Source organism: Luteimonas sp. BLCC-B24, assembly GCF_028550595.1.
GTDB lineage: Bacteria > Pseudomonadota > Gammaproteobacteria > Xanthomonadales > Xanthomonadaceae > Luteimonas.
This window is the reverse complement of the sequence record NZ_JAQQGN010000008.1, coordinates 79,162-101,594: the sequence shown is the minus strand read 5'-3', so window position 1 is coordinate 101,594 and position 22,433 is coordinate 79,162. Positions and strand designations below refer to the sequence as shown.

The following is a 22,433-nucleotide window of genomic DNA, read 5'->3' as shown; positions in this document are numbered from 1 at the left end:
GCCGCGCGCGTCTGATCGAGCGCCGTGGCTGCGCAGTCCCGGCGCCCGCAGGTCAGCGCGGCGCAGCCTCGGTACGCAGTGCCGGCGAGTCCCAGCCCGGGCGCGGTGCGAAACGCTCGCCGTGGCGCGTCTGCAGCGCACGCAGACGTTCCAGCACGACGTCGACACCGGTATCGCGGATGTACTGGATCGGACCGCCCCGGAACGGCGCGAAGCCGGTGCCGAAGATCACGCCCGCGTCGAGCAGATCCGCGTCGGCCACCACGCCGTCGTGCAGCGCGGCCACGGCCTCGTTGAGCAGCGGCAGCACCAGGCGGTCTTCGAGATCATCCGGCGCGCGGTAATCCTTCGGCACCTCGGGCTTGACCGCCTTGCCGTCCTGCCACGTGTACAGGCCCTGGCCGTCCTTCTTGCCGCGCTTGCCGGCCTCGGGTGGCGTCGCCAGCGATGCCGGAATCTGCAGGCCGAGGAACGGGGCGAGTTCCTGACCGACGCCGGACGCGATGTCCAGGCCCACGGTGTCGATCAATTCGATCGGCCCCATGGGCATGCCGAAGTTGACCGCGGCGCGGTCGATCGCCGCGCCCGGGATGCCTTCGGCATAGGCGGTGGCGGCTTCGAGCATGTATGGAAACAGCAAGCGGTTGACGAGGAAGCCCGGCGTGCCCGCCACCGGCACCGGCAGCTTGTCGATCGCCTTGCAGAACGCGGCGAGCCGGCGCGCGGTCTCGTCGGAGACGCCGTCGTGGTGGACGATTTCCACCAGCGGCATCGACGCGACCGGGTTGAAGTAGTGCAGCCCGGCGAAGTGGGCCGAACGCTGCACGTGCGCGCGCAGCTCGTCGAGCGGGATCGACGAGGTGTTGGTCGTCAGCAGGGCGTCGGGCTTGAGCCGCGGTTCGATCGACGCGTAGAGGTCCCGCTTGGCATCGGCGCGCTCGATGATCGCCTCGATCACCAGGTCCGCGTCCGCGACGCCGTCGCCGGCCAGATCCGAACGCAGACGCGCCGCCACGGCCGGACGCTTGGCGGCATCCTTGACCTTCTTCTCGAACAGGGTGGCGGCGCGGGCCTGGGCCTTGTCGATGAAGGTCTGCTCGCGGTCCTGCAGGGTGACGTCGAGCCCCTTGTACGCCGCCCAGGCCGCGATGTCGCCGCCCATCACGCCGGCGCCGACCACGTGCACGCGCTGGATGGGCGCCAGCTGGCCCGCGGATTTTCCGGCCAGTCCCTTGAGCCGCTCCATCAGGAAATAGACGCGGGTGAGATTGCGTGCGGTCGGCGTGCCGGCGAGCTTGACCACCGCCTTGCGCTCCGCCGCCAGCAGCGCGCGGGTATCGCCGGAGGCCCGCTTCCAGGTCTCGACCATCGCGTAGGGCGCGGGGTAATGCGCCTTCCTCGCCTTGCGCGCCACCTGCTTGAGCAGCACCGGCGCCAGCGCCTGGCGCGCCGGCCAGGTGTTCGTCGCCCAGGCGAGGGCGCGCTGCTTGAACGGCCGCGTGGTGCCGCGGCGCGCCAGCGCGATCGCCGTGTCGACCACGAGCGCCGGCTCGACCACCTTGTCCACGAGCCCGATTCCGCGCGCAGCCTTGGCCGACAGTGCGCGACCGGTGAGCATCATGTCGAACGCCGCCGGCGCACCGACGAGGCGCGGCAGACGGACGCTGCCACCCCAGCCTGGATAGATCCCGAGTTTGACTTCGGGCAGGCCGATCTTCGTCGACGGATCGTTGCTCGCCACCCGGTAGTCGCAAGCCAGTGCGATCTCGGTGCCGCCGCCCATGCAGAAGCCGTGGATCGCGGCGACCGTGGGACACGGAAGCTCGGCCAGCCGCTGGAATGCCATCTGTCCGCGACGGATCGAATCGCCGATCGTGCCCTTGGCGTCGAACTCCTGGAACTCGCGGATGTCGGCGCCGGCGATGAAGCCTTTTTCTTTCGCCGAGCGGATCACCAATGCCGTCGGCGGGTCCAGCGCGAGGCGCTCGAGCAGTGCGTCGAGTTCGATCAGCACGTCCTGGGCGAAGGTGTTGACCGACTCGCCTGCGCGATCGAACGACAGCACCAGCACGCCGTCGTCGCGGGGCTCGGCTTGCCAGTGACTGAAGCGGAGCCCGTCGAGGCCTGCGAACATACGGCACCATCCGTTAGGGTATGGGGAATGTGCCTATGATCCCGAGGTTGCTTCGGCGCCGTCAAATCAGCGCTTCAAAACGCTGTTTGAGTCCGGACCGGGCCGAGGCCGGACGGCCTGCTTGCAGCACGCAGGCCTCGCCCCAAGGAATGCATCACGGCGTGGCGACGATGCCACACCGGTCGTGACGGAACTTTTCGCGCGACACGCCTGTCCTAATGCCCGTGCCAGGCCGGGCCCTGAAGGAGATCCGGCTCGATGGCCGAGGAACACGACAGCCAGGAGTGCCTGACTCTGGACGAGGAACTGGTCAGACGCGTGCAGCGCGGTGACGTGGCGGCGTTCGATCTGCTGGTGCGCAAATACCAGCACCGCATCGCCGCGCTGATCGGGCGCTACGTCGCGGACTGGAGCGAAGTGCAGGATGTCGCGCAGGAGACCTTCATCCGGGCGTACCGGGCGATCGGGAACTTCCGCGGCGATGCGCAGTTCTACACCTGGCTGCACCGCATCGCGGTCAACACCGCGAAGAACCACCTGGTGGCGCACAACCGCCGTCCGCCGACCGACGACATCGACATCGATGACGCCGGGCAGTTCGACAGCGGCATCCGCCTGCGCGACAGCGACACGCCGGAACGCGAGCTGATGCGTCAGCAGCTGGAACAAACGGTGGTTCGCGCGGTCGAAGCCCTGCCGGAGGAGCTGCGCGTGGCGATCAATCTCCGCGAGGTCGACGGCCTCAGTTACGAGGAGATCGCCGAGCGCATGGGCTGCCCGATCGGCACCGTGCGATCGCGGATTTTCCGCGCACGCGATGCGATCGACCGCGAACTCAGGCCCCTGATGGACAACGAACGACTTGTGGAGCGCGTGACCCGATGAGCCCTGCCGACGAACTCGACACACTCCAGCTCGGCCCCGATCCGGACAAGCTCGAGCTGTACCACCGCCAGCAACTCTCGGCGATGCTCGACGGCGAGCTGCCGCAGGATCAGGCGCGGTTCCTGCGGCGCCGGCTGCAGCACGATGCGGAACTGTCCGGCTGCTTCGAGCGCTGGCAGGTCTGCGGTGACGTGCTGCGCGGGCGCCAGGTCTCCCTGCTGCCTGCAGACTTCGCCGAGCGCATCGCCCGCGGTATCGCCGAGGATGGCGTGACCGTGGCGCCAGCGACGCCCGTGCGCCGTCCCCGGCTGCTGCAGTGGGGCGGCGGCGCCGCGCTCGCGGCATCGGTCGCGCTCGTGGCGTTGTTCGTCACGCGCCCCGGTACGCTCGAAGGCGACGGCGATCCGCGTCCGGCACCGGCGTTCGCTGCGGTCGGGGTGGACGCGCCCGTTTCGGACGCCAGTGCCGACGCCAGCGCACTGGCGGCCGCAGCGCCCGAAGCCGGCCTCGCGGTCGCCGGCGTGGCGCTGGCGGCAGCGGAGCGCCCGCGTCGTGCGACGGCCGAGCGCGAGGCGAATGCGCGGCAGGCGGTGACGCGGCCGCAGACCGTGTCGCAGGTCGCGGCGGCATCTCCGCAGATGGCATCGGGCGCGTCCGTCCTCGTCGATGCAGCGGCGACGCTGGCGTCTGCGCCGGCGTCGTCGGGCCTGCCGGCGGTGGACGGCGTTGCGCGGCCGTGGCCGCGCGCGTCGATGCTCTCGGCCGACAGCAGTTTTTCGGTCCGCTACGGCGAAACATTCCCGGAGCCCTCGTGGAGCGAGCGCGCGCCCGACAGCACCGTGCTGCCGAGGTTTCCGGTCGATCCGGGCGATACCGCGGCGGGCCCGGCGGCGCGCGTGCAGCCCTGAGCGTCGCGATGATGTCCGCGGGTCCTGCGGCTCGCGTCGCCGGTCACCGTCCCCGATCCATCCCGTTTACTGACTTCGAGTGTTGCTCATGACGTCGATGAAGAAATCCCTGCTCGCGGTGTCCCTGGTTGCGGTGCTGTCGGCCGCGACCACCGCGTTCGTGTTGCCGGCCGCCACGGCGCAGTCGGCCCAGGCCACGCAGGCCGACAGCGCGACCACCGTCTCGTCGACGCCGCAGGCGCCGCTGGTCAGCGGGCTGCCCGACTTCACCCGTCTGGTCGAACGTGTGGGGCCGGCCGTGGTCAGCATCGAGACGACCATGGGCGCGCGCCAGGGCCGCGGCCAGCAGATGCCGGACGATGCGCAGATTCCCGAGATCTTCCGCCGGTTCTTCGGCCCGGGATTCGAGTTCCCGGGCGGTCAGGGCGTTCCGGACAATGCGCCGCGCGGGCGCGGCATGGGCACCGGGTTCATCATCTCCGCCGATGGCTACCTGCTGACCAACCATCACGTCATCGACGGCGCCGACGAGGTCAAGGTGCGCCTGTCCGATCGCCGCGAATTCACCGCGACCGTGGTCGGCAGTGACGCCGAATCCGATGTCGCCGTGCTGAAGATCGAGGCCACCGGCCTGCCGATGCTGCGCTACGGCGACTCGGGCGCGGTCAAGCCCGGCCAGTGGGCGGTCGCGATCGGTTCGCCGTTCGGCTTCGAACAGTCGGTCACGGCCGGCATCGTCAGTGCGGTGCAGCGCTCCAACCAGTACGCGAACCAGCGCTACGTGCCGTTCATCCAGACCGACGTGCCGATCAACCGGGGCAACTCGGGTGGGCCGCTGCTGAACGTGTCGGGTGAGGTGATCGGCATCAACTCCCAGATCTTCAGCAACTCCGGCGGCTACATGGGCGTGAGCTTCGCGATTCCGATCGATCTCGCCGCGAACGTCGCCGAGCAGATCAAGAAGACCGGGAGCGTGCAGCGCGGCTCGCTGGGCGTGCAGGTCTCGAACGTCACGCCGGAGGCCGTCGCCGGCTTCCGCCTGCCCGACACCCGGGGCGCGCTGGTGCAGGAAGTGCTGCCGGGCAGCCCGGCGCAGCGGGCGGGCATCGAGCCGGGCGACGTGATCCGCAGCGTCGACGGCACCCAGATCAACAGTTCGAGCGAACTCCCGCCGCTGGTCGGCGGCAAGGCGCCGGGCACCCGGGTCAAGCTGCAGGTGTTCCGTGAAGGCCGTACGCGCGACTACGACGTGACCCTGACCGCGCTCGACAGCGGCAGCGTCGCCTCGACCGGCACGAACCGGCCGCAGACCGATGCGGCGGCCGGCGCCAGCAACGCGCTGGGACTGGTCGGCCGTGATCTCGATGCCGCCCAGCGCCGGCAGTTCGGCCTCGGCAGCGACGAAGGGGTGCTGGTCGGCAACGTCGGACGCGGCCCGGCCGCGAGCGCGGGCATCGTCCAGGGCGACGTGATCCTGCGGGTGGGTCGCACGCCGGTCGGCAGCGCGGCGGCACTGGATCGGGCGCTGCGGGATATCCAGCCGGGCGACACGGTGATGCTGCTGGTGCGCGGCCGTGGCGGTGCCACCCAGTACCGCGCGGTGACCGTGCCGGACGCCGCTGCCCGCTGAGGCTGCGGCGCAACGCAATCCGGCCCGCGGTGGTTCGCCCCGCGGGCCGTTTTGCGCAGGAGGCCGGTGGCCGGGCGACGCCGCCCCGCCGCGGCGGGGCGCTATGCGATAATCGCCCGTTATCTTTTCGACGACGGCCCGGCCGCCGCCCATGACCCACGATCCGATGCGGAACATCCGCAACTTCTCCATCATCGCCCACGTCGACCACGGCAAGTCGACGCTTGCCGATCGCATCATCCAGCTCTGCGGCGGCCTCCAGGCCCGCGAGATGGAAGCGCAGGTGCTCGATTCGAATCCGATCGAACGCGAGCGCGGCATCACGATCAAGGCCCAGTCGGTCTCGCTGCCGTACAAGGCGCGCGACGGGCAGATCTATCACCTGAATTTCATCGACACGCCCGGCCACGTCGACTTCAGCTACGAAGTCAGCCGTTCGCTGGCGGCGTGCGAAGGCGCGTTGCTGGTCGTCGATGCGGCGCAGGGCGTGGAGGCGCAGTCGGTCGCCAACTGCTACACCGCGGTCGAGCAGGGCCTGGAAGTGGTGCCCGTGCTCAACAAGATCGACCTGCCGACGGCCGACATCGACAAGGCGAAGGCCGAGATCGAGGCGGTGATCGGCATCGACGCCGAGGACGCCGTGGCCGTGAGCGCCAAGACCGGCCTCAACGTGGAAGAGGTGCTCGAGGCCATCGTGCACCGCATCCCGCCGCCGAAGCCGCGCGACACCGATCGCCTGCAGGCGCTGATCATCGATTCATGGTTCGACAACTATCTCGGCGTGGTGTCGCTGGTGCGGGTGATGCAGGGCGAAATCACGCCCAAGAGCAAGATCCTGGTGATGTCGACCGGGCGCACCCACGATGTCGACAAGGTCGGTGTGTTCACGCCCAAGCGCAAGGAACTGACCGCGCTCAAGGCCGGCGAGGTGGGCTGGATCACCGCGTCGATCAAGGACGTGCACGGCGCGCCGGTCGGTGACACGCTCACGCTCGCCGGCAAGCCGGCCGACACCCCGCTGCCCGGCTTCCAGGAGATGCAGCCGCGCGTGTTCGCCGGTCTGTTCCCGGTCAATGCCGAGGACTATCCGGACCTGCGCGAAGCGCTGGACAAGCTGCGCCTCAACGATGCCGCGCTGCGCTTCGAACCCGAGAGTTCCGAGGCGATGGGCTTCGGCTTCCGCTGCGGCTTTCTCGGCATGCTGCACATGGAAATCGTGCAGGAGCGCCTGGAGCGCGAGTACGACCTCGATCTGATCAGCACCGCGCCGACGGTGATCTACGAGGTGCTCAAGACCGACGGCGAGGTGATGCCGCTCGACAATCCGGCCAAGCTGCCGCAGGCGAACCTGATCGAGGAAGTGCGCGAGCCCATCATCCGCGCCAACATCCTCACGCCGGAGGCCTACATCGGCGCGATCATCAAGCTGTGCGAGGACAAGCGCGGCGTGCAGATCGGCATCACCTACATGGCCAGCCAGGTGCAGATCAGCTACGAGCTGCCGATGGCCGAGGTCGTGCTGGACTTCTTCGACAAGCTCAAGTCGGTGAGTCGCGGTTACGCCTCGCTCGACTATCACTTCCTGCGCTTCCAGGCCGGTCCGTTCGTGCGCGTGGACACGCTGATCAACGGCGACAAGGTCGATGCGCTGTCGCTGATCGTGCACCGCACGCACGCCGAGCGTCGCGGCCGCGAGCTGACCGAGAAGATGAAGGACCTGATTCCGCGCCAGCAATTCGACGTGGCGATCCAGGCCGCGATCGGCGCGCAGATCATCGCCCGCACCACGGTCAAGGCGCTGCGCAAGAACGTGCTGGCCAAGTGCTACGGCGGCGACATCTCGCGCAAGAAGAAGCTGCTTGAGAAGCAGAAGGAAGGCAAGAAGCGCATGAAGCAGGTCGGCCGCGTGGAGATCCCGCAGGAAGCCTTCCTCGCGGTGCTGAGTACGAGCCGTGAGTCGTAAGGACGTGATCGGTGAGTCGTGATTGGTGATTCGAAAGACCGGCGAGCGCCGCAGCCGGTAAAGTTCGTGGGCAGATGCATCGTTATTCTTGGGCGTGACGCTGAAGGACTGCAGGTTCTTCCCGTCACGAATCACCAATCGCCGATCCCGGCTCCTGAGGTTTCCGCATGAAATGGTTCGAGACCGCGCTGGTCGTGTTGACGCTGCTGACGGGCGTCATCTGGCTGCTCGACAAGCTGGTGCTGGCGAAGGCGCGTGCGCGCCGCAGTGGACTGATCGAGGCCAAGGAACCGGTCCTGGTCGACTACTCCAAGGCGTTCTTCCCGGTGCTGTTCGTGGTGTTGATCCTGCGCAGCTTCGTCGCCGAGCCCTTCCGCATTCCGTCGAGCTCGATGATGCCGACGCTGCTGATCGGCGACTTCATCCTGGTCAACAAGTTCAGCTACGGCATCCGCCTGCCGATCACCAACAAGAAGGTGATCGAGATCGGCGAGCCCGCGCGCGGCGACGTGGTGGTGTTCCGACCGCCGCAGCACCCCGACCAGGACTGGATCAAGCGCGTCATCGGCCTGCCGGGCGATACGGTGGAATTCCGCGACAACCAGGTGTTCGTCAACGGCACGCCGTTCGGCTACGAGCGTCTGGGCACCTACGAGGGGGCGGGCCGCGGCGCCGAGATGACCGGTGCCTCGCTCTATGCCGAACAGATGCCCGATCGCCGTCACGAGATCCTGCACATCGACCAGGCCGCGCCCTTCCACCTGGGGGAGGGCACCTTCCACGTGCCGCAGGGCCATTATTTCGTCATGGGCGACAACCGTGACCGCAGCGACGACGGCCGCTTCTGGGGTACGCTTCCCGAGACCCAGCTGCGCGGCAAGGCGTTCCTGATCTGGATGAACGTCGACAGCGCCGCGCCCGGCTGGGTCGACTGGGGACGGATCGGTAACCCGATCCGCTGAGCAACGGGGCTGGACATCTGAGGGGACGTCCCAAATGAAACGCACGCAACGCGGCATCACCCTGCTGGGCTTCATCATCGTGCTGGCAGTGGTCGGCTTCTTCGCCTACGTGGGCATGAAGCTGTTTCCGATGTATTCCGAGTACTACAGCGTCAAGTCGGCCCTCAAGGGCCTGGCCAACGAGTCCGGCGTCGCCGCGTCGGACCCGGCGCGCATCCAGGACCTGTTCTTCCGTCGGCTGTACATAAGCTACTCGGAAAACGTGAAGCCGCAGAACGTCAAGATCCGCCGCGCCGACAACGGCTGGCAGATCGACGTGCAGTACGAGGTGCGCCGGCCGCTGATCGGCAACCTCGACGTCGTGGGCAAGTTCCACGCCACGCAGACGCTGACCCGCGGTGGCGACGGCGTTTGATCGACAGCAGGGGCGGTTTGCGGAACATACGTTTCGCGATCCCGCGCTGCTGGTGCAGGCCCTGACGCATCGCAGCGCCGGCGCCCCGCACAACGAGCGCCTCGAGTTCCTGGGCGATGCGATCCTCGGTGCGTTGATCGCCGAGGCGCTCTACGCGCGCTGGCCGACCGCCGACGAGGGCACGCTCACGCGCGCCCGGGCGGAGCTGGTGCGCGAATCCTCGCTGGCTGCGATCGCGCGTGAACTCGATCTCGGTGCCCGGCTGGTGCTCGGACCGGGCGAAATGAAATCCGGCGGGCACCGCCGCGATTCCATCCTGTCCGATGCGCTGGAAGCGGTGATCGCCGCGGTGTACCTGGATTCGGACATCGAGACCTGCCGGCGGATCGTGTTGCCGCTGTTCGAGCGGCCGATCGTCGCGCTGTCCAGCGGTCGTGTCGCCAAGGACGCCAAGACCCGCCTGCAGGAATGGCTGCAGGCACGGCAGCAGCCGTTGCCGCACTACGAACTGCTCGGTGAGAGCGGGGAAGAACACGCCAAGATCTTTCTGGTGCGCTGCAGCCTGGCCGAGGCCGGCCTCGCGGCCGAAGGGCAGGGGAGTTCGCGCCGCGCAGCCGAACAGCAGGCGGCCGAGGCGGTCATCGGGATGATCGAGCGCGCCGCCTGAGCCGTCTCCGGTCGCGGACCCGCCCGCGCCGTCGTGGACACCGGCATTTCCGTAGAATGCCGGCATGACCGAATCTTCCGCCACGCCCCATCACGCCGGCTTCGTCGCCGTCATCGGCCGACCCAACGTCGGCAAGTCCACCCTGGTCAACGCACTCGTCGGCGCCAAGGTGAGCATCGTCTCCAACCGGCCGCAGACCACGCGGCACCGGCTGCTGGGCATCGCGACGTTTCCCGAGGGCCAGCTGCTGCTGGTCGACACACCCGGCATCCACCGCGAGCAGAAGCGCGCGATGAACCGGATCATGAACCGCGCCGCGCGCGGCGCGCTCGAGGGCGTCGACGCCGCGTTGCTGGTCGTGGTCGCGGGCCGCTGGGACGAGGAGGACGGTCTCGCGTTCGACGCGCTGCGCGAGGCCGGCGTGCCGGTGGTGCTGGTGGTCAACCAGGTCGACCGGATCAAGGACAAGACCACGCTGCTCCCTTACCTGCAGACGGTCACCGAAGGCCGCGAGTTCGCGGGCGTGGTGCCGCTGTCGGCGCTGAAACGCAAGGGCCTGGAGCAGCTCGTCTCGACCGTGCTGCCGCTGGTGCCGGCGCAGGACGCCCTCTACGGCGAGGACGAGATCACCGACAAGAGCCAGCGCTTCCTCGCCGGCGAACTGGTGCGCGAGCAGCTGATGCGTCAGCTCGGCAACGAACTGCCGTATGCGACGACGGTCGAGATCGAGAGCTTCACCGTCGACGGCAGCATGCTGCGCATCGGCGCGGTGATCTGGGTCGAGCGCGAGGGCCAGAAGGCCATCGTCATCGGCAAGGCCGGCAGCCGCCTCAAGGAGATCAGCACCAAGGCCCGGCTGGGCATGGAGCGGCTGTTCGACGCCAAGGTGTTCCTCGAAACCTGGGTGCGCGTGCGCGAGGGCTGGTCGGACGACGAAGCGGCGCTCAAGGCGCTCGGCTACGGTGACTGAACGCATCGGCATGGACGGTGACGCGGGCCGCCTGCGCGGGCGGTGCCTGTGCGGCGGCGTATCGCTCAGCGTGCCGGCCGATACCCGCGACGTGGATGTGTGCCACTGCGGCGCCTGCCGTCGCTGGCACGGTGGCCCGGCGATGGTGCTGCACGCGGGCGGTGACCTGCGGATCGAGGCCGGTGACGACCGGGTACGCCGGTATCCGTCGTCGGCGTGGGCCGAGCGCGCGTTCTGCGCCGTCTGCGGCAGTGGCCTGTTCTTCCGCCTCACCGGCGACGACCAGGCGTTCGTGCCGGCCGGACTGTTCGACGCGATACCCGGTGCCCGGCTGCATTCGGAAATCTTCACCGATGCGCAGCCCGGCTGGTACGCGTTCGCCGGCCGCCGCGAACGTCTGACCGAAGCCGAGTTCCTGGCCCGGGTCGGTACGGCCGGCTGAGCGCCCGCCTGCGGACCCCGCGCCATGCGCATCGACGACGCCCCCGCCTTCGTGCTGCACGCACGCCCCTGGCGCGAGACCAGTCTGCTGGTCGAGGTGCTGAGCCGCGACCATGGGCGTCTCGGCCTCGTCGCGCGTGGTGTACAGGGGCCGAAACGCCACGTGCTCAGGGCGGCGCTGCAGCCGCTCCAGCACATCCGTCTGGCCGCGGTGCTGCGCGGCGAACTCGCCCAGCTGCGTGCGGCCGAGGCGCTCGATGCGGCCCCGCGACTGACCGGCGACGCGATGCTGGCCGGCTTCTACGTCAGCGAGCTGGTGCTGCGCCTGGCGCCGCGCCAGGATCCCGTGCCCGAGCTCTATGACGCCTACGCCACCGTGCGCGAGCGGCTGCGCACGCCGGCCGGGCTCGCATGGACGCTGCGCCGGTTCGAGCGCGACCTGCTCGACGCGCTCGGCGTGGGCTTCGCACTCGATGAGGATGGGGACGGCGCGCCGATCGATCCCGCGGCCCGCTACCGTCTCGAACCGGAACACGGTCCCAGGCGCCTCCAGCGCGACACCGGCGCCGACGACCGCAACGCGGCGGCCACCGGGGACAGCCTGCTCGCGCTGGCCGCCGACGGCGCGCCGCCGGACGGTGCCGGACTCGCCGGCCTGCGCCGCGCATTGCGCGGCGTGCTGGCGTATCACCTGGGACCGCGCGGTCTGAAATCCTGGGAACTCGCCAGCGATCTCGCGGGCCGCTAGTCCCCGCCCCGCGGCGCGGATCGCGCCCGCCGTGACACGCGTCGCTCAGCGCTGTGCCAGCGTGGTCTCGACGGCGGCGAGGAACGCGTGCAAGGCATCGGACGAGTGCGGCGCCGCATGCAGGTCGGCCGCCGCCGCGTCCATGCGCTCGGCCCCGACGAAGCCGCAGCCCGCGCGCAGGCGATGTACCGCCTGACGCACGGCATCGGATTCGCCCGCGCCGGCCGCGCGCACGACCGCATCGCGCGTGCCCGGCAGTTCGCCGAGAAACAACTCGCGCAGGGCCGCCGCATTGCCGGCGTCGCCTCCGACGGCCCGCAGCGCGGAGGCGGTGTTCCAGACCAGACCGGCCTTCGCGCCGGGCGGCGCGGACGGGGCGTCCGGCCGCGCACCGGCGGCGCCGGTGATCTGGCGGATGCTCGCCTGCCACGCCGCCGCCGACACCGGCTTGCTGAGCGCGAGCGCGAAGCCGGCCGCGCGCAGGGCCTCGAGCGCTTCGGGCTCGCGCGCGGCGGTGTGCGCGAGCGCGGGCGTCCGGAACCCCTCGGCACGCAAGGTCTCGAGCAGGGCGACGCCGCTGCCGTCGGGGAGATGGGCGTCGATCAGCCAGGCGTCGTAGGGCGCGTGCGTCGCCAGTCGCCGTGCATCGGCGACCGAACCGGCAATGTCGACCCGGGCCGGCAGCGCGGCCGCGGCGGCATGCAGGAAGCCGCAGCTCGTGGGATCGTCTTCGACCAGCAGCAATCGGGTCATGGGTGCTCCGTGCAGTGCGGGTATGCTCCGGCGATGTCCGTCCGCCTGTTGACGATCCTAACCCTGTTGCTGGCCTGTGTGGCGCCGGCGCGGGCGCAGTCCGTGGATGCCCGGATCGCGCGCGTGGTCACGCCGGTGGCCACGCTCGAGGACGTCCGGCTGCGCCTGGACTGGCCGGCCGACGCCCCCGAGGGCAGGCTGCGCCTGCAGGCGGGACGCGTCGATGCCGGTGAACTCGGCTGGGCCTTCGAGCGCGTGGACTGGCAGTGTCCGCTGCGCCGTGCGCAGGCGCCTGGTGGCGACGCGGGATGGCAATGCGACGGCGATGTGCGCGGTGCGCAGGGCGGACCGCTGCGTCTGGCGATCGCGCTGGATGCGACGCGGACCGCCGCCACGCTCGCGGGCCGCGGCGGCGCACTCGGCCTGCGCCGCGAGGCGCGTACGCCCGACCGCACGGTCATCGATCTGCGGGCGGTGCCGGCGGCCTGGGCCGAAGCCCTGGTACGGCAGGGCTGGTCGGATGGCCAGCTGCGCGCGGGCACCCTGGGCGGCGAGGTGCGGATCGACGCGTCACCGGACCGGCCGTTGCGGATTGCCGCGGATCTCGCGCTGCGCGGCGTCGCCCTGGAGTCCGACACCGGCGACGTGGCGGGCGACGCGCTCGACGCGGACCTCGACTTCGATCTGCGCCTGCCCGCCGGGCGCACCCTCTTGACCCTCGACGGCCACGTACGCGGCGGCGAACTGCTGTTCGGCACGGCCTACCTCGCGCTGCCGGACACGCCGATCGGGCTCGGCCTCACGCTGGCCCGCGACGACGGCCAGGACTGGGACGTCTCGCGGCTGCGCTGGGACGATGGCGACACGCTGCAGATCGACGGTCGCGCCCGGCTGCGCCCGGATCTCGCGGTCGACATGCTCGACATCGGGATCGACAGCCGAGAGGCGCAAGCGCTGCCGGCGCGCTATCTGTCGGGCTGGCTGGGTCTGGCCGGGCTGTCCGGCCTGTCGCTCGACGGCGGGCTGGCGACGCGGCTGTCGATCGAGGACGGCGCGCTGCGCGACGCCGGTCTGCGCCTGCGCGGTCTCGGCATCGGGGACGCGGCCGATCGCTTCCGCTTCGACGGCCTCACCGGCGGCGTGCGGTATTCCACCCACGCACCGGTGCGGAGCAGCTTCGCGTGGGCGGGCGGGGCGCTGTACGGCATGCCGTTCGATGCCGCGGCCTGGACCCTGCTCAGCGGCGACGGTCGGCTGCGGCTGCGCGATCCGGTCGCGCTGTCGTTCCTCGGTGGCCGTATCGGCTTCGAGGCCCTGGTGCTGCGTCCGCCGGCGGGCGACGAAAGCCTGCGCATGCAGACCGCGCTGCGCCTGGAGGGCCTCGACATCGGCACGCTGGCCAAGGCGCTCGACTGGCCACCGTTCGAGGGCACGCTCGAAGGCCGGATTCCGACGGTGCGTTATGCCGACAACCGCATCGTCTTCGACGGCGGCCTGAGCATGGATCTGTTCGGCGGGCGCGTCGACGTCGACGAGCTGTCGATCGAGCGACCGTTCGGCGTCGCCCCCACCGTGTCCAGCGATCTCGCGCTCCACGGCATCGACCTGCACGCGCTGACCAGCGTCTTCGATTTCGGCAGCATCGAGGGGCGACTCCACGGCCGCATCGACGGTTTGCGGCTGGTCGACTGGACCGCGACCGCGTTCGATGCCGAGTTGCACACCGAGCGCGCGCGCGGTGTGCGCCAGCGCATCAGCCAGCGCGCGGTGCAGAACATCTCCAGCGTCGGCGATGCGTCCTTCGTCACCAGCCTGCAGGGTCAGCTGATCGGCGTGTTCGATGATTTCGGCTACCGCGCGATCGGCGTGTCCTGCCGCCTGCGCAACGAGGTCTGCAGGATGGGCGGTCTGCGTTCAGGACCCTCGACCTTTACTATCGTCGACGGCAGCGGCCTGCCGCGCTTGAATGTCGTCGGCCACAACCGCGATGTCGACTGGCCCACCCTGGTGGCGCGTCTGGTCGCGGTGGCCGGGGGCGACGTCGAGCCGGTGTTCGACTGATCCACTTTTTTTTTTACGGAGATCCACGATGACCCGTTGGACCGGATTGCCGATCGTCGCCGCGCTGGCGCTGACCGCATGCGTGACGATCAATGTCTATTTCCCGGCTGCGGAGGCCAAGGAAGCCGCGCGCGAGTTCGTCGAGAACGTCATCGGCGAGCAGGCGCCCGCCGAGACGGCGCCGCCAGCGAGCGTGCCGGGCGGTGGCATGGTCCAGCGCGGTGCACGGTTCGATGCCTGGATGCTGCTGGGCATCGGCAGCGCACAGGCGCAGACGCCCGACATCACCATCCGCACGCCGGCGGTGCAGGCGATCCAGTCGCGCATGGAGCAGCGCTTCAACGGCACGCTGCGGCCGCATTTCGATTCCGGGGCGCTGGGCTTCGGCGGCAACGGCCAGATCGTCGTGCGCGACGCCTCGCAGTTGCCGATCAAGGACCGGGTCGCGATCAATGCCGCGGTGGCCGACGACAACCGCGATCGCCAGGCGGTGTACCGCGAGATCGCGGTCGCCAACGGGCATCCCGAATGGGAGGCGCAGATCCGCGACGTGTTCGCGCGGCAGTGGATCGCCAGTGCGCGGCCGGGCTGGTGGTATCAGCAGGGCGGCAGCTGGCAGCAGAAGTAATCGCGGCATCGCCGCGTTCGACGGGCCGCCTCATGGCGGCCCGTTGCATTCCGGGCGGTCGGGTCACGTGCGCGGTTCTGCGACAATGTGCGGCCCTTCGCCCGCAGCGTTCGCCACGTGGCCCGTAAACGTCTCGATCAGACTCCGTTCCAGGTCGACATTCTCGACCTCACCCACGACGGCCGCGGCGTCGCGCGCCTGCCCGACGGAAAAGCCGTGTTCGTGTCCGGCGCGCTGCCGGGCGAGCAGGTGGTCGCCCAGCGTTTCGCGCGCTCGCGCAGCTTCGACGAGGCGGTGACGCTGGAGGTGTCGCGCGCATCCGCGCATCGCATCACCCCGCGCTGCGCGCACTTCGGGGTCTGCGGCGGCTGTGTACTGCAGCATCTCGATGCCGAACAGCAGATCGTCGCCAAGGCGCGCGTGCTGCGCGAGAACTTCGAGCGCATCGGCCACGTCACGCCGAAGCGCTGGATGGCGCCGCTGGTCGATCACGCCTGGGGCTACCGGCGCAAGGGCCGGTTCTCGGTCAAGCGCGTGGACAAGAAGGACAAGACCCTGGTGGGCTTTCGCGAGCGCGATCCGCGCTTCGTCGCCGACCTGCAGGAATGCCACACGGTGATCGCGCCGATCGCGGCGATCGTTCCGGCGCTGTCGCGCCTGGTCGACGGCCTGGACGCGCGCAGCACGATTCCGCAGATCGAGTTCATCGCCGGCGATCCGCGTCCGGACTTCGATGGCGTCGCGCTGGTGTTCCGTCATCTCCAGTCGCTGTCCGCGACCGATACCACGGCGCTGCTGGCCTTCGCGCAGCAGCATCGCATCGCGGTCTTCCTGCAGCCCGGCGGCAACGACAGCGTGCATCCGCTGTGGCCCGAGGCGCCCGCGCTGGCGTTCCGGCTCGCGCCCTGGGATGTCGAACTGAAGTTCCGGCCGCTGGACTTCATCCAGGTCAACGCCGGGCTCAACGAGGCGATGATCGCGCGGACGTTCGATCTGCTGGATCTGCAGCCCGGGGATCGCGTGCTCGATCTGTTCTGCGGACTCGGTAATTTCACCCTGCCGATGGCGCGCCGCGTGCGCGAGGTGGTCGGGGTGGAAGGCGAAGCCGGACTGGTCGCCCGCGCGAGGGAGAACGCGGTGCACAACGGCCTGGCGAATGCGCAGTTTCATGCGGCCGATCTCACCCAGGACCAGCGCGGGGCCGCCTGGATGCGCCAGGGCTTCGACAAGCTGTTGCTCGACCCGCCGCGCTCGGGCGCGATCGACGTGTTGCGCCAGCTGCCGCTGGAGCGCTTCGGGCGCATCGTCTACGTGAGCTGTCATCCGGCCTCGCTGGCGCGCGATGCCGGCTATCTGGTCAACGAGCGCGGCTGGACCCTGGCCGATGCCGGTGTGATGGACATGTTCCCGCAGACCGCGCACGTCGAGTCGATCGCGCTGTTCGAGAAGCGCTGAGGAGCCACGGCGATGGGCATTGAAATCGAACGCAAGTTTCTCGTGACCTCCGATGCGTGGCGCGACGCGGCGCATCGCGTGGTGCCGATGGCCCAGGGGTATCTCAACGATCTCGCGGTCGTGCAGAGCGGTGCCCAGAACGCGTCGGTGCGGGTGCGGATCGAAGGCGACGTGGCCTTTCTCAACATCAAGTCACGCGAGCTCGGGGCCTCGCGCCAGGAATTCGAACTGCCCCTGCCGGTGGACGATGCCCACGCGCTGCTGGCGCTGTGCGTCGGCGGGCGCGTCGAGAAGCGCCGCCATCTGGTGCATCACGGCGGGCACCTCTGGGAGGTCGACGAATTCCTCGGCGACAACGCCGGGCTGGTGGTGGCGGAGATCGAGCTCGATGCCGCGGATGCGCCGTTCGCGCGTCCCGACTGGCTGGGGGCCGAGGTCACCGAGCACTCGCGCTATTACAACCTGGCGTTGGCCGCGCACCCGTTCCGCGACTGGAGCGCGTCGGAGCGCGGCTGAGGCCTGCGCGCCGGCACCGCGCGCGTCGGCCCGGAAGCACCAGGCGTGCGCTGAAAGGCGGACGCAGGTATTCGGCGGACGGCACGTGGATTCTGCCGGCATCCGCGCAGCGATCAGCGTGGTCACGGGTGGGGCGGTGGACCGCGTCGACATCGTCCGGCCGCCGCGCCTGCCCGATGGCAGGTGGGAGGGACCGCGCCCTCGATGAACAGGCACGCGTCGGCCGGCCGTCGCGCCCGTGGCTTCTGCGACAATGCCGGTCCGCACCGTCCGGTGCGATGTTGGAGAGCTCGCAATGCTCGTGATCGGCGTAGCCGGCACCGAACTCACCGCGCAGGAGCGCGACTGGCTGCAGCACAATGCCTGCGCCGGCGTGATCCTGTTCAAGCGCAACTTCGCCTCGCGCGCACAGATCGGCGAGCTTTCGGCCGCGATCCGTGACGCCGCGCCGCGCCCGCAGCTGGTGTGCGTGGACCAGGAAGGCGGACGCGTGCAGCGCTTCCAGGACGGGTACACCACCTTGCCGTCGCTGTCGGGCTTCGGCGCGCAGTACCTCGCCGATCCTGAAGCCGCACTCGCCGCAGCGCGCGCGCATGCGCAGCTGATGGCGCAGGAAGTGCGCGCCAGCGGTGTGGACCTGAGCTTCGCGCCGGTCGTCGATGTCGGCCACGGCAACCTGGCGATCGGCGATCGTTCGTTTTCCGAAGACCCGCACGTCGTCGCGGCGCTGACGCGCGCCTACGTCGAGGGCATGCACGAGGCTGGCATGGCCGCCACGCTCAAGCACTTCCCGGGTCACGGCTCGGTGCGCGAGGACACCCATTTCGACGACGCCGTCGACAACCGCAGTCTCGACGACATCCGCGCGCACGACCTGGTGCCGTTCGTGGCCGGTATCGACGCCGGCGCCGATGCGGTGATGCTCGCGCACGTGGTCTATCCGCAGGTGGCGCCGGAACCGGCCGGCTATTCGCCGCTGTGGATCAACACGATCCTGCGCGAGCAGATGGGCTTCCGCGGCGTCGTGTTCTCCGACGACATCGGCATGGCCGCGGCGTTCTCGGCCGGCGGGGTGAAGGCGCGCGTGGATGCGCATCTCGACGCGGGCTGCGACGTCGTGCTGGTCTGTCACCCCGAACTCGTGGCCGAATCGCTGGCCGCGGTCGAGGGCCGCACGCTCAACACCATGGCGCTGGCCGGCCTGATCGGGCGTGGTCCGCTCGGCTGGGACGGCGCGGTCGCCGGCAGCACCTCCGCTGCCCGTACAGGAGATATCGCATGAACGTGCCCGACCTCGACGATGTGCTCGACACCGCCGACCTGCTGTTCGATCGCGACGCGCTCGAGGATGCGATCGAGGCGATGGCCGACGAGATCGCCGACGACTACGGCGACGACGCGCGCCCGCCGGTGTTCCTGACGATCATGCACGGCGGGATGCCGTTCGCCGCCCAGCTGGCGTTCGCGCTGGGCGAGAACGAGATCGACGTGGAGATGGACTACCTGCACGCCACGCGCTATCGCGGCAACACCACCGGCTCGGGCCTGGCCTGGCTGCATCGCCCGGCGACGCCGTTGCAGGGCCGACGCGTCCTGCTGGTCGACGACATTCTCGACGAGGGCCATACGCTGAAGGCCGTCAAGCACTGGTGCGAGGACCAGGGCGCGACCGATGTGCGCATCGCGGTGCTGGCGACCAAGGACCATGACCGCCGTGTCGACGGCATCGAGGCCGAATACGTCGGCGTCGAGGTGCCGGACCGCTATGTCTTCGGCTACGGAATGGATTTCCACGAGCAGGGCCGCAACCTGCCGGCGATCTACGCGCTGGCGGACTAGGGGCGCCGCAAGGAACGGTCGGTCGTCGACTGACCACGCAGCGACGTCGCCCGTCCGCCGATTGACCGCTCGCAAGGCGCGCCCGCACACGAACGGGCGGCTCCGGCGAGCCGTCACGCACATGCATGCGCCCGCGATCGGACGTGGCCGGCCGCCGGTCCGATATGCCCGGTCCAGCCGGCGCGGTGTGGCCGCAGCCGCGGCGACACGTGGGGTGGTGCAGTCGAAACGAGAGATCACGAGCGCCGCGCCGTGTCGCCCCGATCGCGATCCCGCAGACACGCCTGCGCGAGCGTGCTCCCGTACCGGGCGTGCGAGCGCGCCCCCGGGGTTGCGGGCCGGGGCGCCGGGCGTGGAGGCTGCCTTTCACGGCGCCGCGTTGGACAATGGCGGTCCGCATCCGTTTTCCACTGCGAGCCCTTGCATGAATCTCGACATCGATCTCGCCGTCATCGGCGGTACCGGCCTCTACCAGCTGGCCGACCTGCAGGACGCCGAACCGCATCAGCCGGTCACGCGCTACGGTGCCTTGTCGGGGCCGGTGCGTGTGGGCACGCTCGCGGGCAGACGCGTGGCATTCCTGGCCCGGCACGGCGAGGGGCACTCGGTGCCGCCGCACCTGGTGAACTACCGCGCCAATCTCGCCGCGCTGCAGGCCCTGGGGGCGACGCGGGTACTGGCGCTCAACACCGTCGGCGGTATCACCGAACGCTTCGGTCCGCGTGTGCTGGCGTGTCCCGACCAGCTGATCGACTACACCTGGGGCCGGGTGTCGACCTATTGCGAGGAGCCGGGGACCGAGGTGCTGCACGTCGACTTCGGCGATCCCTACACGCCCGCGCTGCGTCGGCGTGTGCTCGACGCCGCGGCGGTCGCCGGCGTGGCGCTCGTCGATGGCGGCTGCTACGGCGCCACCCAGGGGCCACGCCTGGAAACACGCGCCGAAATCACGCGCATGCGCCGCGACGGCTGCGATCTGGTCGGCATGACCGGCATGCCCGAAGCCGGTCTCGCACGCGAGCTCGGGCTGGACTACGCGTGCCTGGCGATCGTGGCCAACTGGGCGGCCGGTGCCGGCCCGCAGGTCGACGAGGTGATCACCTTCGAGGACGTGCTCGGGAATGTGGCGGCGGCCTCGTCCGGAATTCCGCCGCTGCTGCATGCGCTGCTCGCCGGCTAGATTGCGCGGCGGGCGGATTGCTTTGCATACTCGGGCGGTCGGCCATGCACCTTGCATGCATGTCCGGCCATCACGTATCCAGACGAGGTCAGACGTTCATGCAATACGGCACAGTGAAGTGGTTCAACGATGCGAAGGGATTCGGATTCATCGCGCCCGAGGACGGCAGCGCGGACGTGTTCGTGCATTACTCGGCGATCAATTCGTCGGGGTTCCGCACGCTGCAGGAGGGGCAGCGTGTGAGCTACGAAGTGACCCAGGGGCCGAAGGGCGCCCAGGCTTCGGGCGTGGCGCCGGCGGCCTGACACCGGCACGGCAGAACGAAGAAAAAGCCCCGCGCGAGTGGGGCTTTTTCGTGGATGGAATCAGCGTGCCACCGGCCGCCAGCGCAGCGCCAGCCCGTATTCGCGGCCCGGCTGGGTGTACCAGTTGACCGTTTCGTAGGTCTTGTCGAGGACGTTGGTCGCCCGGGCTTCGAGCGTCCAGTCGCTGTGGAAGGCCCAGGCCATGCGCAGGTCCACCGTGCCGTAGCCGGCGACACGCACGGTGTTGGCCGCGTTGTCGTAACGGCTGCCGGCACCGCGCACCGTGGTGCCGATGCGCACGTCACCGAACGCGCGGTCGACGTCCAGCCGCCCGCTGCTGCGTGCCCGCCGCGCGAGCAGGTTGTCGAAATTCGCGTTGTCGCTGCGGTCGCGCGGGTCGACGTGGCTGAGCTGCGTCGACAGGTCCCAGCCGGCGAGGGTGACCGACGCGGTGAATTCGGCGCCGCGGATGCGGGCCTGCTGGATGTTCTGCGGCACGAACGCGGCATCGAGGAAAATCAGATCGTCGATGCGGCTTTCGAACACGTCCAGTGTCCAGCTCCACGCGTCGGCGTACTGCGCGAGGCCCAGATTCGCGGTCTTCGCCCGCTCGGGCTCCAGCTCCGGATTGGCGCTGTAGGGGAAGTAGAGATCGTTGAACGTCGGCGCCTTGAAGCTGGTGCCGGCGCTGGCGTTGAGGCGCAGTCCGTGCGCGAAGTCGACGCCCCAGCCGAGGCTGCCGGTGGTGTGGCCGCCGAACTGCTCGTTGTCGTCGTGGCGCACGCCGGCCTGCACGCGATGCGACCCGAAGCGCGCGCGGTAGTCGGAGAACACGGCGAAGTTGGTGCGCGAGGTCAGCGCGTACGCGGTGGCGCTTTCGACGTTGTCGGACTGCCAGTCGAAGCCGAGGCTCAGGGTCTGGGCGTCGGCGAGCCCCATGTCCGCCTGCAGCGATGCGGTGTCGCGGCGCGTGTCGATCCGCCCGACGTCGCTGCGCGTGCCGCTGTCCGCATCGCGGAAGAAGGTCGTCGACTTGTCGTAGGCGCGTCCGGCCTGCGCGGTCAGGCGTACATCGGTCGAGGGTGCATAGACCAGGGTGCCGCCGGCCACCTGCTGCACGATGTCGGCCTCGTTGCCGCCGAAGATGCTGCCGTCGAATTCGTTGAACGCATCGGCGTGCAGCACGTTGCCGTCGAGGGTGAGCCCTTCGGCGAGTTCGACGCCGCCGCGCAGGTTGAACGAGCGGTTGCGATAGCCGTCGCGGTCGGGTTCGTCGACGAAGCAGCCCTGGAACAGCGTGCCCGAGCCGCGACAGGCATTGATGCCGTCGGTGCGCTGGACCGCCGCATCCACGCCGAACCAGCCACGGCCCGCGCGTGCGCCGATGCCGGCGCTGGCTTCACGCAGCGACTGGCTGCCGACGCCGATGCGCGCATGCGGGCTCGGCGCGCCGTCGTGCCGGCGGGTGAAGATCTGGATCACGCCGCCGATCGCATCCGAGCCGTAGAGACTCGAACGCGGGCCGCGCACGATCTCGATGCGTTCGATCTGTTCGACCGGAATGTCCTGGATTGCCGGAATGCCGGCCGTCGCGGTGCCGATCCGGATGCCGTCGACGAGCACCAGCACGTGGTCGGACTCGGTGCCGCGCATGAAGATCGAGGTCAGCTTGCCCGGGCCGCCTTGGTTGGCGATTTCGATGCCGGCGCGGCCGCGCAGCAGATCCGGCAGGTCGCGCGGCTGGGTGCGCTCGATCTCGGCGCGGTCGATCACCTGCGCGGGCGCGATGGTGTCACCGAGCGTGCTTGCGCTTCGGTTGGCGGTGACGAGCACGGTGTCGAGGTCGCGCGCATCGGCGGCGGTGGCCGCGTGGGCCAGCGGCGAGGCGAGGGCGGCGACGATCGCCACGGTGAGGGGTCGGAACGGCATTGCGGTCTCCTTGCCGCACGTGCACCCACGCACGTGCGACGGCT

General features: G+C 69.8%; 21 protein-coding genes. 18 read left to right on the top strand and 3 right to left on the bottom strand.

Annotated elements, in window-relative coordinates; genetic code table 11:
* Positions 1–52: 52 nt before the first annotated feature.
* The gene (locus PQS31_RS14765) at positions 53–2,134 is read right to left on the bottom strand and encodes a 3-hydroxyacyl-CoA dehydrogenase NAD-binding domain-containing protein (protein ID WP_272763512.1); all 2,082 of its coding nucleotides are present in this window, start codon (positions 2,132–2,134) and stop codon (positions 53–55) included.
* 258 nt (positions 2,135–2,392) lie between these two features.
* Here PQS31_RS14765 and rpoE point away from each other — a divergent pair, with 258 nt between their 5' ends.
* The 10 genes from rpoE to recO all read left to right on the top strand — a co-directional run bounded on the left by rpoE (position 2,393) and on the right by recO (position 11,723).
* Positions 2,393–3,019 (top strand): RNA polymerase sigma factor RpoE, encoded by a 627-nt coding sequence (rpoE, locus tag PQS31_RS14760; protein ID WP_272763511.1) that lies wholly within the window; start codon positions 2,393–2,395, stop codon positions 3,017–3,019.
* On the top strand, positions 3,016–3,927 hold the full coding sequence (locus tag PQS31_RS14755) for a sigma-E factor negative regulatory protein (RefSeq protein WP_272763510.1): 912 nt from the start codon (positions 3,016–3,018) through the stop codon (positions 3,925–3,927). The genes rpoE and PQS31_RS14755 overlap by 4 nt, the downstream gene beginning before the upstream one ends.
* Positions 3,928–4,024: 97 nt before the next feature.
* On the top strand, positions 4,025–5,557 hold the full coding sequence (locus PQS31_RS14750; RefSeq protein ID WP_272763552.1) for a DegQ family serine endoprotease: 1,533 nt from the start codon (positions 4,025–4,027) through the stop codon (positions 5,555–5,557).
* A gap of 166 nt (positions 5,558–5,723) precedes the next feature.
* Entirely contained in the window at positions 5,724–7,520 is a 1,797-nt protein-coding gene (gene lepA, locus PQS31_RS14745; RefSeq protein WP_272763551.1) for a translation elongation factor 4, read from the top strand.
* 167 nt (positions 7,521–7,687) lie between these two features.
* Entirely contained in the window at positions 7,688–8,482 is a 795-nt protein-coding gene (gene lepB, locus PQS31_RS14740; protein WP_272763509.1) for a signal peptidase I, read from the top strand.
* A gap of 34 nt (positions 8,483–8,516) precedes the next feature.
* The gene (locus tag PQS31_RS14735; protein ID WP_272763508.1) at positions 8,517–8,897 is read left to right on the top strand and encodes a DUF4845 domain-containing protein; all 381 of its coding nucleotides are present in this window, start codon (positions 8,517–8,519) and stop codon (positions 8,895–8,897) included.
* Positions 8,881–9,564, top strand: coding sequence for a ribonuclease III (gene rnc / locus PQS31_RS14730; protein ID WP_272763507.1), 684 nt, complete (start codon positions 8,881–8,883; stop codon positions 9,562–9,564). Before PQS31_RS14735 ends, rnc begins: the two co-directional genes overlap by 17 nt.
* Positions 9,565–9,628: 64 nt before the next feature.
* Positions 9,629–10,534: a GTPase Era gene (era, locus tag PQS31_RS14725; RefSeq protein WP_272763506.1), complete on the top strand. Its 906-nt coding sequence runs from the start codon at positions 9,629–9,631 to the stop codon at positions 10,532–10,534.
* Entirely contained in the window at positions 10,527–10,976 is a 450-nt protein-coding gene (locus PQS31_RS14720) for a GFA family protein (RefSeq protein WP_272763505.1), read from the top strand. The genes era and PQS31_RS14720 overlap by 8 nt, the downstream gene beginning before the upstream one ends.
* A gap of 24 nt (positions 10,977–11,000) precedes the next feature.
* Positions 11,001–11,723: a DNA repair protein RecO gene (gene recO, locus PQS31_RS14715; RefSeq protein WP_272763504.1), complete on the top strand. Its 723-nt coding sequence runs from the start codon at positions 11,001–11,003 to the stop codon at positions 11,721–11,723.
* A 45-nt stretch (positions 11,724–11,768) separates the two neighbouring features.
* On the opposite strand, the gene PQS31_RS14710 is transcribed toward recO, so the two are convergent.
* Positions 11,769–12,476, bottom strand: coding sequence for a response regulator (locus tag PQS31_RS14710; RefSeq protein ID WP_272763503.1), 708 nt, complete (start codon positions 12,474–12,476; stop codon positions 11,769–11,771).
* 33 nt (positions 12,477–12,509) lie between these two features.
* Here PQS31_RS14710 and PQS31_RS14705 point away from each other — a divergent pair, with 33 nt between their 5' ends.
* The 8 genes from PQS31_RS14705 (at position 12,510) to PQS31_RS14670 (ending at position 20,460) form a co-directional block, all read left to right on the top strand.
* Entirely contained in the window at positions 12,510–14,537 is a 2,028-nt protein-coding gene (locus tag PQS31_RS14705; RefSeq protein ID WP_272763502.1) for a hypothetical protein, read from the top strand.
* Between the two features lie 28 nt (positions 14,538–14,565).
* Positions 14,566–15,165: a YdbL family protein gene (locus PQS31_RS14700; RefSeq protein ID WP_272763501.1), complete on the top strand. Its 600-nt coding sequence runs from the start codon at positions 14,566–14,568 to the stop codon at positions 15,163–15,165.
* Between the two features lie 117 nt (positions 15,166–15,282).
* Positions 15,283–16,620 (top strand): 23S rRNA (uracil(1939)-C(5))-methyltransferase RlmD, encoded by a 1,338-nt coding sequence (gene rlmD / locus PQS31_RS14695; protein ID WP_272763500.1) that lies wholly within the window; start codon positions 15,283–15,285, stop codon positions 16,618–16,620.
* A gap of 12 nt (positions 16,621–16,632) precedes the next feature.
* Entirely contained in the window at positions 16,633–17,136 is a 504-nt protein-coding gene (locus PQS31_RS14690) for a CYTH domain-containing protein (protein ID WP_272763499.1), read from the top strand.
* A gap of 253 nt (positions 17,137–17,389) precedes the next feature.
* Positions 17,390–18,418 (top strand): beta-N-acetylhexosaminidase, encoded by a 1,029-nt coding sequence (gene nagZ, locus PQS31_RS14685; protein WP_272763498.1) that lies wholly within the window; start codon positions 17,390–17,392, stop codon positions 18,416–18,418.
* Entirely contained in the window at positions 18,415–18,975 is a 561-nt protein-coding gene (locus PQS31_RS14680; protein WP_272763497.1) for a hypoxanthine-guanine phosphoribosyltransferase, read from the top strand. The genes nagZ and PQS31_RS14680 overlap by 4 nt, the downstream gene beginning before the upstream one ends.
* Before the next feature lie 424 nt (positions 18,976–19,399).
* A complete protein-coding gene (locus tag PQS31_RS14675; protein WP_272763496.1) occupies positions 19,400–20,155 on the top strand; it encodes an S-methyl-5'-thioinosine phosphorylase in 756 nt (251 codons plus the stop codon).
* A gap of 98 nt (positions 20,156–20,253) precedes the next feature.
* Positions 20,254–20,460: a cold-shock protein gene (locus PQS31_RS14670; RefSeq protein WP_272763495.1), complete on the top strand. Its 207-nt coding sequence runs from the start codon at positions 20,254–20,256 to the stop codon at positions 20,458–20,460.
* Positions 20,461–20,520: 60 nt separating this feature from the next.
* Here the strand turns inward: PQS31_RS14670 and btuB are convergent, their stop codons facing one another.
* Positions 20,521–22,389 carry a TonB-dependent vitamin B12 receptor gene (btuB, locus tag PQS31_RS14665; protein ID WP_272763494.1) on the bottom strand — a complete coding sequence of 623 codons (1,869 nt, stop codon included), beginning with the start codon at positions 22,387–22,389 and terminating at the stop codon, positions 20,521–20,523.
* Between the last annotated feature and the right edge of the window lie 44 nt (positions 22,390–22,433).

Coding starts and splice junctions, on each gene's coding strand:
- recO (WP_272763504.1), top strand. CDS start 11,001: ATGCGCATCGACGACGCCCCCGCCTTCGTGCTGCACGCACGCCCCTGG.
- lepB (WP_272763509.1), top strand. CDS start 7,688: ATGAAATGGTTCGAGACCGCGCTGGTCGTGTTGACGCTGCTGACGGGC.
- btuB (WP_272763494.1), bottom strand. CDS start 22,389: ATGCCGTTCCGACCCCTCACCGTGGCGATCGTCGCCGCCCTCGCCTCG.
- PQS31_RS14680 (WP_272763497.1), top strand. CDS start 18,415: ATGAACGTGCCCGACCTCGACGATGTGCTCGACACCGCCGACCTGCTG.
- rpoE (WP_272763511.1), top strand. CDS start 2,393: ATGGCCGAGGAACACGACAGCCAGGAGTGCCTGACTCTGGACGAGGAA.
- lepA (WP_272763551.1), top strand. CDS start 5,724: ATGCGGAACATCCGCAACTTCTCCATCATCGCCCACGTCGACCACGGC.
- nagZ (WP_272763498.1), top strand. CDS start 17,390: ATGCCGGTCCGCACCGTCCGGTGCGATGTTGGAGAGCTCGCAATGCTC.
- PQS31_RS14735 (WP_272763508.1), top strand. CDS start 8,517: ATGAAACGCACGCAACGCGGCATCACCCTGCTGGGCTTCATCATCGTG.
- PQS31_RS14765 (WP_272763512.1), bottom strand. CDS start 2,134: ATGTTCGCAGGCCTCGACGGGCTCCGCTTCAGTCACTGGCAAGCCGAG.
- PQS31_RS14755 (WP_272763510.1), top strand. CDS start 3,016: ATGAGCCCTGCCGACGAACTCGACACACTCCAGCTCGGCCCCGATCCG.
- PQS31_RS14705 (WP_272763502.1), top strand. CDS start 12,510: ATGTCCGTCCGCCTGTTGACGATCCTAACCCTGTTGCTGGCCTGTGTG.
- PQS31_RS14700 (WP_272763501.1), top strand. CDS start 14,566: ATGACCCGTTGGACCGGATTGCCGATCGTCGCCGCGCTGGCGCTGACC.
- PQS31_RS14675 (WP_272763496.1), top strand. CDS start 19,400: ATGAATCTCGACATCGATCTCGCCGTCATCGGCGGTACCGGCCTCTAC.
- PQS31_RS14750 (WP_272763552.1), top strand. CDS start 4,025: ATGAAGAAATCCCTGCTCGCGGTGTCCCTGGTTGCGGTGCTGTCGGCC.
- era (WP_272763506.1), top strand. CDS start 9,629: ATGACCGAATCTTCCGCCACGCCCCATCACGCCGGCTTCGTCGCCGTC.
- PQS31_RS14670 (WP_272763495.1), top strand. CDS start 20,254: ATGCAATACGGCACAGTGAAGTGGTTCAACGATGCGAAGGGATTCGGA.
- PQS31_RS14710 (WP_272763503.1), bottom strand. CDS start 12,476: ATGACCCGATTGCTGCTGGTCGAAGACGATCCCACGAGCTGCGGCTTC.
- PQS31_RS14690 (WP_272763499.1), top strand. CDS start 16,633: ATGGGCATTGAAATCGAACGCAAGTTTCTCGTGACCTCCGATGCGTGG.